This is a genomic window from Burkholderia sp. KCJ3K979, assembly GCF_016759955.1.
Classification (GTDB): domain Bacteria; phylum Pseudomonadota; class Gammaproteobacteria; order Burkholderiales; family Burkholderiaceae; genus Burkholderia; species Burkholderia orbicola.
Genome location: NZ_JACFYV010000189.1, coordinates 1 through 13,086 on the forward strand (window position 1 = coordinate 1; position 13,086 = coordinate 13,086).

The window sequence follows — 13,086 nt, forward strand, 5'->3', positions numbered from 1 at the left end:
CCCGCCGATGACGCATTTGGGCAAGCAGGCGGCGCTTTTCCTCTGATGCGGCAGTTTGTGGTCGCGTCTACTGAATACGAAGCATCGGGGCCCTGGAGCATACGCTGCGCGGCCCCTTTTTCATTTCAGAGGACGCCATGCCCGCCGCCACCGCTCCCGCCTCCGCCGCCGCCCGGCTCGAACGCCTGCCGTTCTCCGGCTATCACAAGCGCATCTTCTTCATCATCGCGATCGCGTTCTTCTTCGATTCGGTCGACCTCGGCACGATGACGTTCGTGCTCGGCTCGATCCGCAAGGAGTTCGGGCTGTCGACCGCGGCCGCCGGCCTCGTCGCGAGCGCGAGCTTCTTCGGGATGGTGCTGGGCGCGGCCGTGGCCGGCCTGCTCGCCGACCGTTTCGGCCGCCGGCCCGTGTTCCAATGGAGCATGGTGCTGTGGGGCGCCGCGTCGTACCTGTGCTCGACCGCGCAGAGCGTCGACGCGCTGATCGTCTACCGCGTGCTGCTCGGCATCGGGATGGGGATGGAGTTTCCGGTCGCGCAGACGCTGCTGTCTGAATTCGTGCCGACCGAGAAACGCGGCCGCCTGATCGCGCTGATGGACGGCTTCTGGCCGCTCGGCTTCATCACGGCCGGCATCGTCGCGTATTTCGTGCTGCCGCAGTTCGGCTGGCGCACCGTGTTCGCGCTGCTCGCGATTCCGGCCGTGTTCGTGCTCGTCGTGCGCCGCATCGTGCCGGAATCGCCGCGCTGGCTCGAACATGCGGGCCGGCACGCGGAAGCCGACACGGTGATGCACGCGATCGAGGCGAAGGTGATGCGCTCGGCCGGCGTCACGACGCTGCCGCCGCCGTCGCGGCTCGCCGAACCGGCCGCCGCGCGCGGCCGCGGCGCGCTGCGCGAGATCTGGAGCGGCGTGTACCGCCGCCGCACGGTGATGGTGTGGCTGCTGTGGTTCTTCGCGCTGCTCGGCTTCTACGGCCTCACGTCGTGGCTCGGCGCACTGCTGCAGCAGGCCGGCTTCGAAGTCACGAAATCGGTGTTCTACACGGTGCTGATCTCGCTCGGCGGCGTGCCGGGCTTCCTGTGCGCCGCGTGGCTCGTCGAACGCTGGGGCCGCAAGCCGACCTGCATCGCGTCGCTGATCGGCGGCGCCGCGATGGCGTACGCGTACGGCCAGAGCGCGCTGTACGGCGGCAGCACGACGCTGCTGATCGTCACGGGCCTCGCGATGCAGTTCTTCCTGTTCGGGATGTGGGCGGCGCTGTACACGTACACGCCCGAGCTGTACGGCACCGGGGCGCGTGCGACGGGTTCGGGCTTCGCGTCGGCGATCGGCCGGATCGGCTCGCTGATCGGGCCTTACGTGGTCGGCGTCGTGTTGCCGGTGTTCGGCCAGGGCGGCGTGTTCACGCTCGGCGCGCTGTCGTTCATCGCGGCGGCCATCGCCGTGTGGACGCTCGGGATCGAGACGAAGGGCCTCGCGCTGGAACAACTGGCGGCAGGCGACGATGCGGGCGGCAGCGGCCGGTATCCGGCGGCGGCAGCGGACGAGGCGTCCTGATCGCTAACGTTGGTTTTCAAGCTGCTTCGAGCCGAATCCAGGCACTCGATCTCGACATCGCTCTGCCGATGCACGGTCCGGCGATCACGCAAGACATCCCGCGCGTGCTCGCCGGCGCAATCGCTCACGGCAAAACCGCCGCCGCGTCAGCCGCGGAGGCGGTAATACGACAGGGGTACCGCAGGGGCCGTCACGCGTCGGCGACGACGAACTCTTCGGCCGCCTTGCGCTGGACCGCGGCCATCACGGCCAGTTCGCGCTTGCTGCGCGCGTCGCCGGACACGACGCCCGTCGCGTGCTTCGCTTTCGCACCCGGCGGGAAGAAGACGAACGACGCGCCGGCCGGGGCTGCCGGCTCCGCGCGCAGGCGTTTGTTCAGGATTTTCAGGTACTTCTTCTTCGAGACTTCCTTAGCAGCCATGGCGCCCTCCGCGTAAACGTGGTGTGGACCAGCATACCAGCTTTGCCGAGGCGCTCCGTGACAGCGGCCGCGCGAATCGATCTGCTTTAAAATGGAGCCCGCTTACGCGACCTGCCGCACCGCCCGCGGCCGCATGTCCTCATCGGAGCGCTTCCATGCATGTCGAGTTGTTCGCGCAGCATCACGCTTGCCCCGGCTGGCAGGGCGACATGGCCCGACGCATTACCGCATTCGACTGGTCGGCCACCGGGCTGGGCCCGCTCGACGGCTGGTCCGCCAGCCTCGTCGCGGCCGTCCGCACCGTGCTCGCCTCGCCGTTGCCGCTGGTGATGCTGTGGGGCCGCCCCGGCTACATGATCTACAACGACGCGTATGCCGGATTCGCCGGCGGCCGTCACCCGTATCTGCTCGGTCAGCCGGTCGAACTCGGCTGGCCCGAAGTCGCCGATTTCAACCGAAACGTGATGAACACCTGCCTCGCCGGCGGCACGCTGTCCTATCGCGACAAGGCCCTCGTGCTGCTGCGCAGCGGCCGCCCGGAAGATGTCTGGATGGATCTGCACTACAGCCCGCTGCCCGACGACGAGGGTGCACCGGGCGGCGTGCTCGCCGTCGTGGTCGAGACCACCGAGCGCGTGCTCGCCACGCGCCATCGCGATCGCGCGGAAGCGGCGCTGCAGGCCTCCAATGCCGAGCTGCGCGAGCTGACTGAAACGCTCGAACAGCGCGTGACCGACGCGATCGCCGAGCGTGCGGCGATCGAGGAGCAGTTGCGTCACGCCCAGAAGATGGAAGCGATCGGCAACCTGACCGGCGGCATCGCGCACGACTTCAACAACGTGCTGCAGGTGATCAGCGGCAACCTGCAGATCCTCTCCGTCGAACTCGGCGCCCATGCGAGCGCGCAGCCGCGGATCGAGAACGCGAACAATGCCGTGCGGCGCGGCGCGCAACTGGCGTCGCACCTGCTCGCGTTCGCGCGACGCCAGCCGCTTGCGCCGACCACGCTGAACCCGTGCCGGCTGATCGACGGCATGAACGAGATGCTGCACCGCGCGCTCGGCGAAACCGTGCGGATCGTCTCCGCGCTGGCGCCCGACGTCGGCAACGTGCTCGCCGACCGGCACCAGCTCGAAAACGCGCTGCTGAATCTCGCGATCAATGCGCGCGATGCGATGCGCGGCGGCGGCACGCTGACGATCGCCGCGTACAACAGCACGCAGCCCGGCCACGCGGCCGGCACGCGCGGCACAACGATGCCGCCCGGCGAATACGTGACGTTCGAGATCGCCGACACGGGCATCGGCATGACGGCCGACGTGCTCGAACGGGTCTTCGAACCCTTCTTCACGACCAAGCCGGACGGCGAAGGCACCGGGCTCGGGCTCAGCATGGTGTTCGGTTTCGTCAAACAGAGCGGCGGCCACGTGTCGATCGACAGCACGTCCGGCCAGGGCACCACCGTGCGCCTCACGTTTCCGCGCTGCCACGAGGCAGCCGACGAACCTGCCCGCACGCCGCAGCACGACGCGGTGCGCGGCCGCGAAACGATCCTCGTCGTCGAGGACGATGCGGATGTCCGGCTGACGGTGGTCGACATGCTCGCGCAGCTCGGCTACAAGGTCATCACGGCGTCCGACGGCGAAGCCGCGCTGCGCGTGCTCGACAGCGAAACGCCGATCGATCTGCTGTTTACCGACGTGATCATGCCGGGCCGCGTGAAGGGCGGCGAACTCGGACGCCGCGCCGCGCTACGCAAGCCGCCGTTGCCGGTGCTGTTCACGTCCGGCTATACGCGCGACGAAATCTTCCACGCGGGGCGGCTCGACCCCGGCGTGATGCTGCTCGGCAAGCCGTACCGGCGCGACGAACTCGCGGCCCGGATTCGCAGCGTGCTCGATGCGCAGCAGGCCGACACGGCATGACGCATCGCCGATACGGCGCCTTTCGCGATTTCGATCGCCGCTGAATTTTTTGCCCGCGATGTCGATTCCCGTCGCCGTCGCGCGTCGTGTTGTCGTAACCGATCGTTTTGCCGTCGTACCGCCGGCAAACGCCCTATTCCCGTTCAAGGAGAAACGACAATGCGCGTCATGGTCATCGTCAAAGCCACCGCCGATTCCGAATCCGGCCAAATGCCCGACACCGAACTCATGGCTGAAATGGGCCGCTTCAATGAAGAACTCGTGAAAGCCGGCATCCTGCTCGCCGCCGACGGGTTGCGCCCGAGCAGCCACGGCAAGCGCGTGCACTTTTCCGGCAAGAACCGCTCGATCATCGACGGTCCGTTCGCCGAAACGAAGGAACTCGTCGCCGGCTACTGGCTGTGGCAGGTCAAATCGATGGAGGAAGCCGTCGAATGGGTGAAGCGCTGCCCGAACCCGATGCCCGGCGACTCCGACATCGAGATCCGCCCGCTGTTCGAGATGGAGGATTTCGGCGACGCATTCACGCCGGAGCTGCGCGAGCAGGAAGCGCGGATGCGTGCGGAAGTCGACGCCCGACAGCAGCGCTGAGCGGCAGGCCGGCGGCGCACGCGCCCCGGAGGAGCCGGTTGACGAGCCCCGGTCAGTAACGTATCGTTTTGATACGTTACTGACCGGGGCTCGTCATGCATTCCCGTTTCGACCGTTTCCGCTCGACCCCGCTCGGCGCCCAGCTCGAAGCGCTGATCGAACAGCCCGAGCGCTATCTCGAGTTCGCGGCGCTGTCGCGCGTCGGCGTCGCCGCGATCGGCGCGATCCAGGACGAGATCGCGCACAAATTCCCCGAAATCGAAGCCGACACGACGGCCCGCCAGTTCTGCGGCGCGATGGTCGCCGACGTGATGCGCCGCCGCGGCCACGAGGTCGTGCAGGCGCGCGGCCGGCTCGGCGGTGCGCTGTTCAGCTATGGCGCGGTGTTCAGCGCGTGCCCGCACCGGCTGCCGTTCCCCGACGTCGTCGCCGCGCTGGCGCACATGCCGGCCCGGCTCGCCGCCTATGCGGCGCATGTGCCGGCCGCGCTGGCCACGCGCCGCCCGGCCGGCACCGGCTTCTCGCTGGTCGAACATGCGTGCCACCTGCGCGATCTCGATGCGGTGTTCGCCGCGCGCATCGACGCCGTGCGCACCGCAGAACTTCCCGTGATTGAATCCGTCGACGGCACCGCGCTCGCCGCGCAACGCGACTACCTCGCGCAGCCGCTCGATCTCGCCGTCGCGGCGTTCGGCAGCGGGCGCACCGCGCTGTGCGCCACCGTGGCCGCGCTGGAACCGGCGCAACTCGCACGCTGCGGGCTGCGCGACGGCATCCGCCGCATGTCGCTCGACGAACTCGTGCGCGAGTTGCTCGACCACGACCGTACGCACCTGCTCGAACTCGACGAACTGCTCGCCGAACTCGAATTGCCGCCGCTTCCTTCAGCACACGCCGCATGATCCAGCCCACGCCCGTCGTCTTCATTCACGGTTTCATCGGCACGTTCGACGTGCGCGGATGGAACGGCCCGCATCTGCGCCCCGACCTGCTCGGCTACGGCGTGCATCGCGCCGCGCCGCCCGACCCGATCTCGCTTGCCGCGCAAGTCGAGCATGTGCGACAAACCGTCGAGATGCACTTCGGGATGCAGCCGGTCGATGTCGTCGGCCATTCGGTCGGCGGCGCGATCGCGATGCTGTTCGCGCATGCGCACCCCGAACGCATGCGGCGCATCGTCAACGTCGAAGGCAACTTCACGCTCGACGATGCGTTCTGGTCGGCATCGGTCGGCCGCATGACGCCCGGCGAAGCCGATGCGATGCTCGACGGCCTGCGCGCGGCCCCGCTCGACTGGCTGCGCGGCGCGATCGACCACCCGACGCCCGGCCAGCTCGACGACGCACGCCGCTGGCTCGCGCATCAGCCGGCATCGACGCTGCGCGCGATGGGCCGCTCGGTGGTCGACACGACCGGCGATGCGGGCTACCTGCCGGCGCTCGCACAGGTGTTCGACCGTCATCCCGTGTGGCTGATCGCCGGCGAACGCTCGCGCGCGGGCTGGCACGTGCCGGCCTTCGCGCTCGCACGCTGCGCCGGCTTCGACACGATCGCCGGCTGCGGGCACCTGATCGCGGCCGAGCGGCCCGACGCATTGCGCGCCACCCTCGAACGCATCGTAGGCGAGCCGTCTGCCTGACAACCCGTAGGATTCGCCGAAATATGGTTGAAAGGCGCGGTTGCTAGAGTCGCCGGAACAGGGTTTTCCCGGCATCCGGCCGGACTGGATCGACACATGCAAGGATCGATGCGCCTGGCACGTACTTTCTGGCTGCTTCTGCTGCTCGCCGTCACGAGCCCTGCCTTCGCCTTTCACGCGCGGGTCGTCGCGATTCCGAGCGCCGCGATGAGCGAAACGCTCAAGGCCACCATCGTGCTGCCCGACGATTACGCGCGCGACAACCACGGCGAACGTTACCCCGTCGTCTATCTGCTGCACGGCTCGGGCGGCGACCATACCGACTGGACGTCGAACACGCACATCGCCGCGCTCGCCGACCGTTATCACGTGATCCTCGTGATGCCCGACGGCGGACACGAAAGCTGGTACATCGACAGCCCGTTCGATTCGGGCAGCCGCTACGAGACCTTCGTCGGCGATGAAGTCGTGTCCTATGTCGACCTGCATTTCCGCACGATCGCCACCCAGCATGCGCGCGCGATCACCGGGCTCAGCATGGGCGGCTTCGGCGCACTGCGCATCGCACTCGACCGGCCCGAGACGTTCGGCGCGGTCGGCAGCATCAGCGGCGCGGTCGATCCGCGCTGCTGCACGGACGAGCCGGGGATCGCCCACGTGTTCGGCGATCCCGACCGCCATCCGTCGTTCTGGAACCGCAACGTGATCGCCGAAAGCGCGCGGGCGTTCGTGCGCGCGCATCTCGACCTGACGATCGATTGCGGCCGCGATGATGCATTCGTCGATTCGAACCGCACGCTGCACGAACGGCTCGTCGCGCTCGGCGTGCCGCACGACTATGCGGAGCGGCCGGGCGGCCATACGTGGGATTACTGGGCGAATGCGATCCGCTACCAGATGCGGTTCTTCGCGACGTCGTTCCAGCATCGCGGTTACGCGTCTCGTGCCGCGCCGTCCGCGCCGGGCATGACGCGCGCGGGCTGACGCACGGCTAGCCCTTAGCCTTTGCAGCGGCGGCTATCCGGTCGCAGGCTGCCAGGCCTGAAAATCGAAACGGGATGATGGACCGGCACGCCGGGCAACACACCCGGCAAGAAGATGAACGCGCGCCGCCCGACGCGCGAAAAGAGAAACGACGAAGCCGTCAGTTGCCGTGCGTGGTGTCCGCGCCGACGACGCGATCGAAGAATTCCTGCGCACGCGCCAGCTCGTCGAGCGCGCGATCGAGACGCGACATCGCGCGGGCGTATTCGGCCGACGAGCCGTCGTCGTCGCTTTCGCCGCGCACCGCGCGAAACGCCTGGTCGACGTTGCGCGTCGCTTCGACGAAGCGTTGTGCAGCCTGTGCTTCCGGCGAACAGATGTGGGTCGACATCGACACTCCTCCCTCGGGATTGCAGTGTGAAGCACGCCGACGCTCAGTGTGCGTGGTACGCATGTCGGCGGCATGAACCACGAGCCGTCGCGTGTCGACGCATCGGCCGCCGCACCGCGCGCTTCGTGCCGATTGTCGCTCCGCGCTCGCCGCTCCGCTACGGCGAGATTGCAACAAATTCTTGCGCGAACGGCTACGCGCGTGGCGTCACGCGCGCCCGACGCGCGGATGCGCCAACCCCGCGAACGCGGCCGCTTCGCCCGGCGACAGGTCGAACAGATCGCCGGTGAGATCGCGCGGATGCTCGGCCGCGGGCCGGTTGCGCAGGCGCGCGACATGCGTGGGCGCGACATACGCGGCGGCCGTTTCGAGCGGCGGCACGTCGAACAGATCGCGCGTGACGCCGCGCACGGCATCCGTCGGCGAACGGCCGCGCAGGCGCGCGACCAGCTCGACGAAGCGATCGAAATCGCCCGCGCGCGTGGCCTTGTTCACTTCCGCGAGATCGCGCGCCTTCAGCACGCACGGCTGCGCAAGCCGCACGAAATACGGCGCCTCGAGCTCGACCGACAGCGCGAGCGGGTAGCTCTTGCCCGTCTGCTCCTTCGCCCGCCCGATGCAGTCGACCACGGCCGCCCCTTGCGCGGCGCCCAGCGGCTTGCCGGTGCTCACGCTGCGCAGGTGGTCGGGAAACACGCGCAACTGCGTGCCGACCGTCAGCGCGGTGGACGACGCGCACACGAGCGCGTAGTGCTGCTCGCGACGCCGGCCCGACGGCAACGTCGAGCGGCTGGCGATGAACGTATGCGGCGGCAACGGCCGCACCTGCCCGCTGGCGTCGACCCACGCATTCCACAGCAGCGCGTCCTTGCGCGCGCCCGCACGCGGACGCGACGCGACCGGCGAAAACAGCGCGAGCAACGAACCCGTGCGATGCGCGGCGACTTGCGCGCTGCTGCCGAGCGGCTGGTTGATGCCCCACAGAAAACGCCCGCCCCCGAGCCGGCGCTCCCATTCCTTGCGGAGCACGACGGTCGGCAGTTCCTCGCCGGACTCGGTACCGATCTTGGTCCAGCAGAACGTGGGAGGGAGGTGTTTCAGTGTCATCAACTTTCTCGGGATACAGCCTCGCTGCTGACAGCAAGCCCATTCAACAGCCGTAACTGTATAGGTATAATGCATCGCATGGAAGCCCCGGACCAGGATTTTCCCGTTCAAGACCTGTTGCGCCGCCTGATGGCAGATACACGCTCGTCCAGCGAAATCGCGCGACTTTCCGGGGTCAGCCAGCCCACCGTATCGCGCCTTCGGCTGTCGAACGGGCACCGGCTGCGCCGTAGCGCGCCATTCAACAAGCTATGCAGTTTCTATGGTGTCGATACCGAGCCGTCGCGCCGCCGATACAACGACCTGCTGCGCGACGCGATCGTCGACGCGTGGGACGGCTCGGACGAGCACGGGCGCGCACTGCTGGTCGTGATTCAGGGGCTGAAGGATTTGCAGGCGAAGGCGGATGACGGGTAATCGCGGCAACGTACCCGGTCATTCATCGAGATTGAACGTGATCGGCACGCGCGCTCGCATCGGCGTCGGCGTGCCGTTTTCTACCTGCGCGGCGCAGCGGCTTGCCAGTACCGCATCGCGCGTCGCGGCATCGAGGCGCGGATAGCCGCTGCCGGGCGGCAGCGACACGCGCGGCGACCACCCGGCCGCATCGGTTTCCGGTTCGACGAGCGCGGTGCCGTGTTTCCCCTGCCGTCGTCCTGGGCCGCGCCTCGTCAGCAATCGCACGCCGCGCCGCATTGCGCGAGCGAATTCTCCTTGCTGCGAAAAACCAGCGGCTGTTCGTCGCTCGGCGCACGACGTCGCGCGAACTGCACGGCCTGTTCGACCTGACCGTGATGGGCGGACTTCGCGCACACCGGGTCGGCCTCCCGCGGGTCGCCGGCCAGCAGGTAGGCCTGACACCGGCAACCGCCGTGATCTACATGCCGCTCGTCGCACGTGCGACATGGCTCGCGCATCCAGTCGTCGCCACGAAACGCGTTGAACGCGTCGCTGTCGTACCAGATGTCCCGCAGCGACCGGTCGCGTACGTTCGGCAACGCGAGCCCCGGCAGCGACCGCGCGGCATGGCACGGCAGCGCGGTACCGTCCGGCGCGACGCCGAGAAACACCGAACCCCAGCCGTTCATGCAGGCCTTCGGGCGGCGCTCGAAATAGTCGGGCACGACGAACAGGATCTTGCAACGCTCGCCGATCAGCTTGCGATAGCGGTTGACCGTGTCCTCCGCCTCGCGCACCTGCTCGACGGTCGGCATCAGTTGGTCGCGATTGAGCATCGCCCAGCCGTAATACTGCGTGTTCGCGAGCTCCAGGTAGTCGGCGCCGAGATCGAGCGCCATCTCGATGATCTGTCCCACGTGCGGCAGGTTGTAGCGATGCAGCACGCAGTTGAGCACCATCGGGTAGGCGTGCGCCTTGATCAGCCGCGCCACGTCGCGCTTCAGTTCGAACGTGCGCGTGCTGGTCAGGAAATCGTTCAGCTCGCGCGTCGAATCCTGCAGCGACAACTGGATGTGGTCGAGCCCGGCGGCCTTGAGCCGCTCGATGCGCGCGACGTTCAGCCCGATGCCCGACGTGATCAGGTTCGTATAGAAGCCGAGCCCGCGCGCATGCGCGACGAGCGTCTCGAGGTCGCCGCGCTGCAGCGGCTCGCCGCCCGAGAAGCCGATCTGCGCGGCGCCGAGCGCGCGCGCGTCGCTGATGACCGTGCGCCACGCATCGGTGTCGAGTTCCGCGCCGTGCGTCGCGAAGTCGACCGGGTTGTAGCAGAACGCGCAGTGCAGCGGGCAGCGGTACGTGAGTTCCGCGAGCAGCCACAGCGGCGCGGACGGACGGGGGGTGTCGGGCGTCATGTCAGTCCAGCCAGCCGCGCAGTCGCGCATGATCGAGAAAACGGTACACATCGGTCGCGAGATCCGATTGCATGAACAGGCGCTCGAGCTCGCCGATGATGTCGTCCAGTTCGCGCGTGCCGTCGCAGCGCGCGAGAATCTCGCCGGCGCTCGGGTTCAGCTTGACCATGCCCTCCGGATAGAGCAGCACGTACGCATCCTGGGCCGCCTCCCATTGCAGGCGGTACATGCCCCTGAGGCAGGGGCGCAGCGGCACGCCGCTGGCGGCTTCGATCGCGTTCATAACGGGTAGGCCTTTTCGACGGCGTCGAGCATCGACCACAGGATGTCGAGCTTGAATTGCAGAATGCCGAGCGCGCGCTGCTGCGCCTCCGGTGTCGTGAAATGCGCGAGCGTCACCGCGAGCCCATGCTCGACGTCGCGCTGCGCGAGCGGCACGCGGCTGCGGAAGTAATGCAGCCCGGCCGGCTCGATCCACGGGTAATGCGACGGCCAGCCCGCGAGCCGGTCGAGATGGATCTGCGGCGCGAACATCTCGGTCAGCGACGAGCACACGGCTTCCTGCCACGGCGCGCGCCGCGCGAAGTTCACGTACGCATCCACCGCGAAACGCACGCCGGGCAGCACGTGTTCGAGCGACCACAGCTCGTCGCGCGTGAGGCCGCACGCTTCGCCGAGCCGCACCCACGCCTCGATGCCGCCTGCGTTGTCGCCCTGCCCGTCGTGATCGATCAGCCGCTGAATCCAGCGGCGCCGCGTCTCGCGGTCAGGGCAGTTCGACAGGATCGCCGCATCCTTGAGCGGGATGCAGATCTGGTAGTAGAAGCGGTTCGCGACCCAGCCGCGGATCTGCGTGGGCGAACAGGCGCCGCTGTTGAGACGCCGGTTGAACGGATGATGAATGTGATAGCGCGATTCGAGCGCACGCAGGCGCGCCTCGAATTCGGTCGCGGTCCAGGGCGTCGCGTGCAACGCCGTAGCGGGGATCGGTGCGTTCATCGTCAGACCTGGAATTGCATGCCGTCGTGCGCGACGTCGATGCCGTGCGCGCGCAGGTGCGCATGCTCGACGGAATGCGGATCGAGAATCGGGTTCGTGTTGTTGATGTGCGTGAGCACCTTGCGCGTGTGGGCGGGAAGCGTGTCGAGCCAGTCGATCATGCCGGGCTGCCCGGGTTCCGCGCACTGCGCGAGATGCCCCATGTCGGCCGCGTGCTTGCGCGACAGGCCGAGATCGATCATCTCGGTGCCGGTCCAGAACGTGCCGTCCACCAGCACGAGATCGGCGCCGTCCATGGCCGCGCGCACGTCGTCGGTGACCGACGCGAGCCCCGGCGCATAGAATGCGCGCCGCCCGCTCGCGACGTCCTCGATCGACAGCGCGATGTTGTCGCCAGGCGCGGCCGACGCGCGTCGCGGCGAATAAGGCGGTGGCTTGCTGTCGACGGCGATCGCGGTGAAACGGATGCCGCGCGCCGCCGGCACCGCGAACGGCTCGCCGGGCACGATCGGGCGCGCGGCGACGCCGCAGTAATGGCCGAGCAGCGGCACGAGCGGCAAGCCGGTCGACAGGTCGTCGAGCACCGGCGCGCTCGCGTAGAGCGGCAGCGGCGTCGAGCGCTCGCGCAGCATCAGCAGGCCCGTCACGTGATCGATCTGCGCGTCGCACAGCACGACGGCGGCGATGCCGCTGTCGCGGATCGCGCGCGCCGGTTGCAGGTCCGGCGCCGCGCGCAACTGGGAAAGAATGTCGGGCGACGCATTGACGAGGACCCAGTCGACGCCGTCGTCGCTGACCGCGATCGACGACTGCGTGCGCGGCAGCACGTGGCCGCTTCCGCTGCGCGCACGACGGCAGTTCGCGCAATTGCAGTTCCATTGCGGCAGCCCGCCGCCGGCTCCCGAGCCGAGTATCTTGATCTTCATGGGCGTCAGCTCCCGAGGCCGCCCGCGCCGACCACGGCGAAACGGGCGGCACGCACGGCGATCAGCGGTTGGCGATGTACATCGTGATTTCGAAGCCGAAGCGCAGGTCGGTGTAAGACGGTGTCGTCCACTGCATGGTGTGTCTCCTGTCGAGTTGATGAGTTGATGAGTTGATGAGTTGATGAGTTGATGCGTTGCTGGATGAATCGAACGACCGCGGCAAGCGAGCGGTCGATTTCTATTCAGCAAGGAGCGTGCCGAACGCGTATTGCGGCGGCGCGGCGGCGGTAGACGGCCGCCATCCGGGCATCGAGGCGGAATCCTTACGAATAGCCGACACGATCCGCGCGAATGCGGTCCGCCACCCCGGCGGCACGATGTCCGCGAGTGGTCACAAGTGTTGAATCGTTGAACACCGGTGTTGCAACTTGACACACCGGCTGTGACAGGTCGCGCACCGCGCGACGGCCGCGCGCGTCAGTCTTCGTCGGACGACGGCTGGCGTCCCGCGTCGGCGGCCGGCATCTTCCGGTAGATCGTGTTGCGCGAGACGCCGAGCGCGCGCGCCGCGGCGGACACGTTGCCGCCATGACGCGCGAGCGCGGCGGCGATCGCGGAGGCGGCGACGTCCTGCAGGCGCGCGTCGGCGGGCGGCAGCGCGTCCGCGACGCACGGCCCGGCGCTCGCCGCGGCGGACGAATCGGGCGCCGCCTGCCCTGCGTGCCCGACG

At 68.3% G+C, this 13,086-nt stretch carries 18 protein-coding genes; 8 read left to right on the forward strand and 10 right to left on the reverse strand.

The genetic code is table 11. The features are described from left to right. The first annotated feature begins 137 nt into the window (after positions 1-137). Positions 138-1,562: an MFS transporter gene (locus H3O04_RS28065; RefSeq protein ID WP_124478429.1), complete on the forward strand. Its 1,425-nt coding sequence runs from the start codon at positions 138-140 to the stop codon at positions 1,560-1,562. A gap of 190 nt (positions 1,563-1,752) precedes the next feature. On the opposite strand, the gene H3O04_RS28070 is transcribed toward H3O04_RS28065, so the two are convergent. Beyond that, positions 1,753-1,983: a hypothetical protein gene (locus H3O04_RS28070; protein ID WP_006480629.1), complete on the reverse strand. Its 231-nt coding sequence runs from the start codon at positions 1,981-1,983 to the stop codon at positions 1,753-1,755. A 155-nt stretch (positions 1,984-2,138) separates the two neighbouring features. Between H3O04_RS28070 and H3O04_RS28075 the strand changes: the two genes are divergently transcribed. The 5 genes from H3O04_RS28075 (at position 2,139) to H3O04_RS28095 (ending at position 7,122) form a co-directional block, all read left to right on the forward strand. Next, positions 2,139-3,908, forward strand: coding sequence for an ATP-binding protein (locus H3O04_RS28075; RefSeq protein ID WP_124478427.1), 1,770 nt, complete (start codon positions 2,139-2,141; stop codon positions 3,906-3,908). A 159-nt stretch (positions 3,909-4,067) separates the two neighbouring features. After that, positions 4,068-4,499, forward strand: coding sequence for a YciI family protein (locus H3O04_RS28080; RefSeq protein WP_006480627.1), 432 nt, complete (start codon positions 4,068-4,070; stop codon positions 4,497-4,499). 95 nt (positions 4,500-4,594) lie between these two features. Then, complete coding sequence (locus H3O04_RS28085; protein ID WP_202588904.1) at positions 4,595-5,401, forward strand: DinB family protein; 807 nt, start codon at positions 4,595-4,597, stop codon at positions 5,399-5,401. Further along, entirely contained in the window at positions 5,398-6,138 is a 741-nt protein-coding gene (locus tag H3O04_RS28090) for an alpha/beta fold hydrolase (protein ID WP_202588905.1), read from the forward strand. The genes H3O04_RS28085 and H3O04_RS28090 overlap by 4 nt, the downstream gene beginning before the upstream one ends. Before the next feature lie 96 nt (positions 6,139-6,234). Further along, positions 6,235-7,122 (forward strand): alpha/beta hydrolase, encoded by an 888-nt coding sequence (locus H3O04_RS28095; RefSeq protein WP_006480624.1) that lies wholly within the window; start codon positions 6,235-6,237, stop codon positions 7,120-7,122. A gap of 160 nt (positions 7,123-7,282) precedes the next feature. Here the strand turns inward: H3O04_RS28095 and H3O04_RS28100 are convergent, their stop codons facing one another. Both H3O04_RS28100 and H3O04_RS28105 read right to left on the reverse strand, forming a co-directional pair. Then, entirely contained in the window at positions 7,283-7,513 is a 231-nt protein-coding gene (locus H3O04_RS28100) for a hypothetical protein (protein WP_011547068.1), read from the reverse strand. Between the two features lie 207 nt (positions 7,514-7,720). Beyond that, positions 7,721-8,620 carry a hypothetical protein gene (locus tag H3O04_RS28105; RefSeq protein WP_011694824.1) on the reverse strand — a complete coding sequence of 300 codons (900 nt, stop codon included), beginning with the start codon at positions 8,618-8,620 and terminating at the stop codon, positions 7,721-7,723. Positions 8,621-8,698: 78 nt separating this feature from the next. Here H3O04_RS28105 and H3O04_RS28110 point away from each other — a divergent pair, with 78 nt between their 5' ends. Then, complete coding sequence (locus H3O04_RS28110; protein ID WP_011547066.1) at positions 8,699-9,037, forward strand: helix-turn-helix domain-containing protein; 339 nt, start codon at positions 8,699-8,701, stop codon at positions 9,035-9,037. Between the two features lie 18 nt (positions 9,038-9,055). On the opposite strand, the gene H3O04_RS28115 is transcribed toward H3O04_RS28110, so the two are convergent. The 6 genes from H3O04_RS28115 to pqqA all read right to left on the reverse strand — a co-directional run bounded on the left by H3O04_RS28115 (position 9,056) and on the right by pqqA (position 12,492). Continuing rightward, complete coding sequence (locus tag H3O04_RS28115) at positions 9,056-9,298, reverse strand: TonB family protein (protein WP_202588906.1); 243 nt, start codon at positions 9,296-9,298, stop codon at positions 9,056-9,058. Continuing rightward, complete coding sequence (gene pqqE, locus H3O04_RS28120) at positions 9,292-10,431, reverse strand: pyrroloquinoline quinone biosynthesis protein PqqE (RefSeq protein ID WP_202588907.1); 1,140 nt, start codon at positions 10,429-10,431, stop codon at positions 9,292-9,294. The genes H3O04_RS28115 and pqqE overlap by 7 nt, the downstream gene beginning before the upstream one ends. 1 nt (position 10,432) lies before the next feature. Beyond that, the gene (gene pqqD, locus H3O04_RS28125; protein WP_006480620.1) at positions 10,433-10,714 is read right to left on the reverse strand and encodes a pyrroloquinoline quinone biosynthesis peptide chaperone PqqD; all 282 of its coding nucleotides are present in this window, start codon (positions 10,712-10,714) and stop codon (positions 10,433-10,435) included. Further along, positions 10,711-11,430, reverse strand: coding sequence for a pyrroloquinoline-quinone synthase PqqC (gene pqqC / locus H3O04_RS28130; protein ID WP_006480619.1), 720 nt, complete (start codon positions 11,428-11,430; stop codon positions 10,711-10,713). Before pqqC ends, pqqD begins: the two co-directional genes overlap by 4 nt. 2 nt (positions 11,431-11,432) lie before the next feature. Beyond that, positions 11,433-12,356, reverse strand: coding sequence for a pyrroloquinoline quinone biosynthesis protein PqqB (pqqB, locus tag H3O04_RS28135; protein ID WP_202588908.1), 924 nt, complete (start codon positions 12,354-12,356; stop codon positions 11,433-11,435). 61 nt (positions 12,357-12,417) lie between these two features. Next, a complete protein-coding gene (pqqA, locus tag H3O04_RS28140; RefSeq protein WP_006485436.1) occupies positions 12,418-12,492 on the reverse strand; it encodes a pyrroloquinoline quinone precursor peptide PqqA in 75 nt (24 codons plus the stop codon). 58 nt (positions 12,493-12,550) lie between these two features. Between pqqA and H3O04_RS28145 the strand changes: the two genes are divergently transcribed. Continuing rightward, positions 12,551-12,760, forward strand: a complete 210-nt coding sequence (locus H3O04_RS28145; RefSeq protein ID WP_105797903.1) for a hypothetical protein — start codon at positions 12,551-12,553, stop codon at positions 12,758-12,760. A 73-nt stretch (positions 12,761-12,833) separates the two neighbouring features. Here H3O04_RS28145 and H3O04_RS28150 read toward each other — a convergent pair. Beyond that, a partial coding sequence (locus H3O04_RS28150; protein ID WP_202588909.1) for a helix-turn-helix domain-containing protein occupies positions 12,834-13,086 on the reverse strand: 253 nt, incomplete at its 5' end.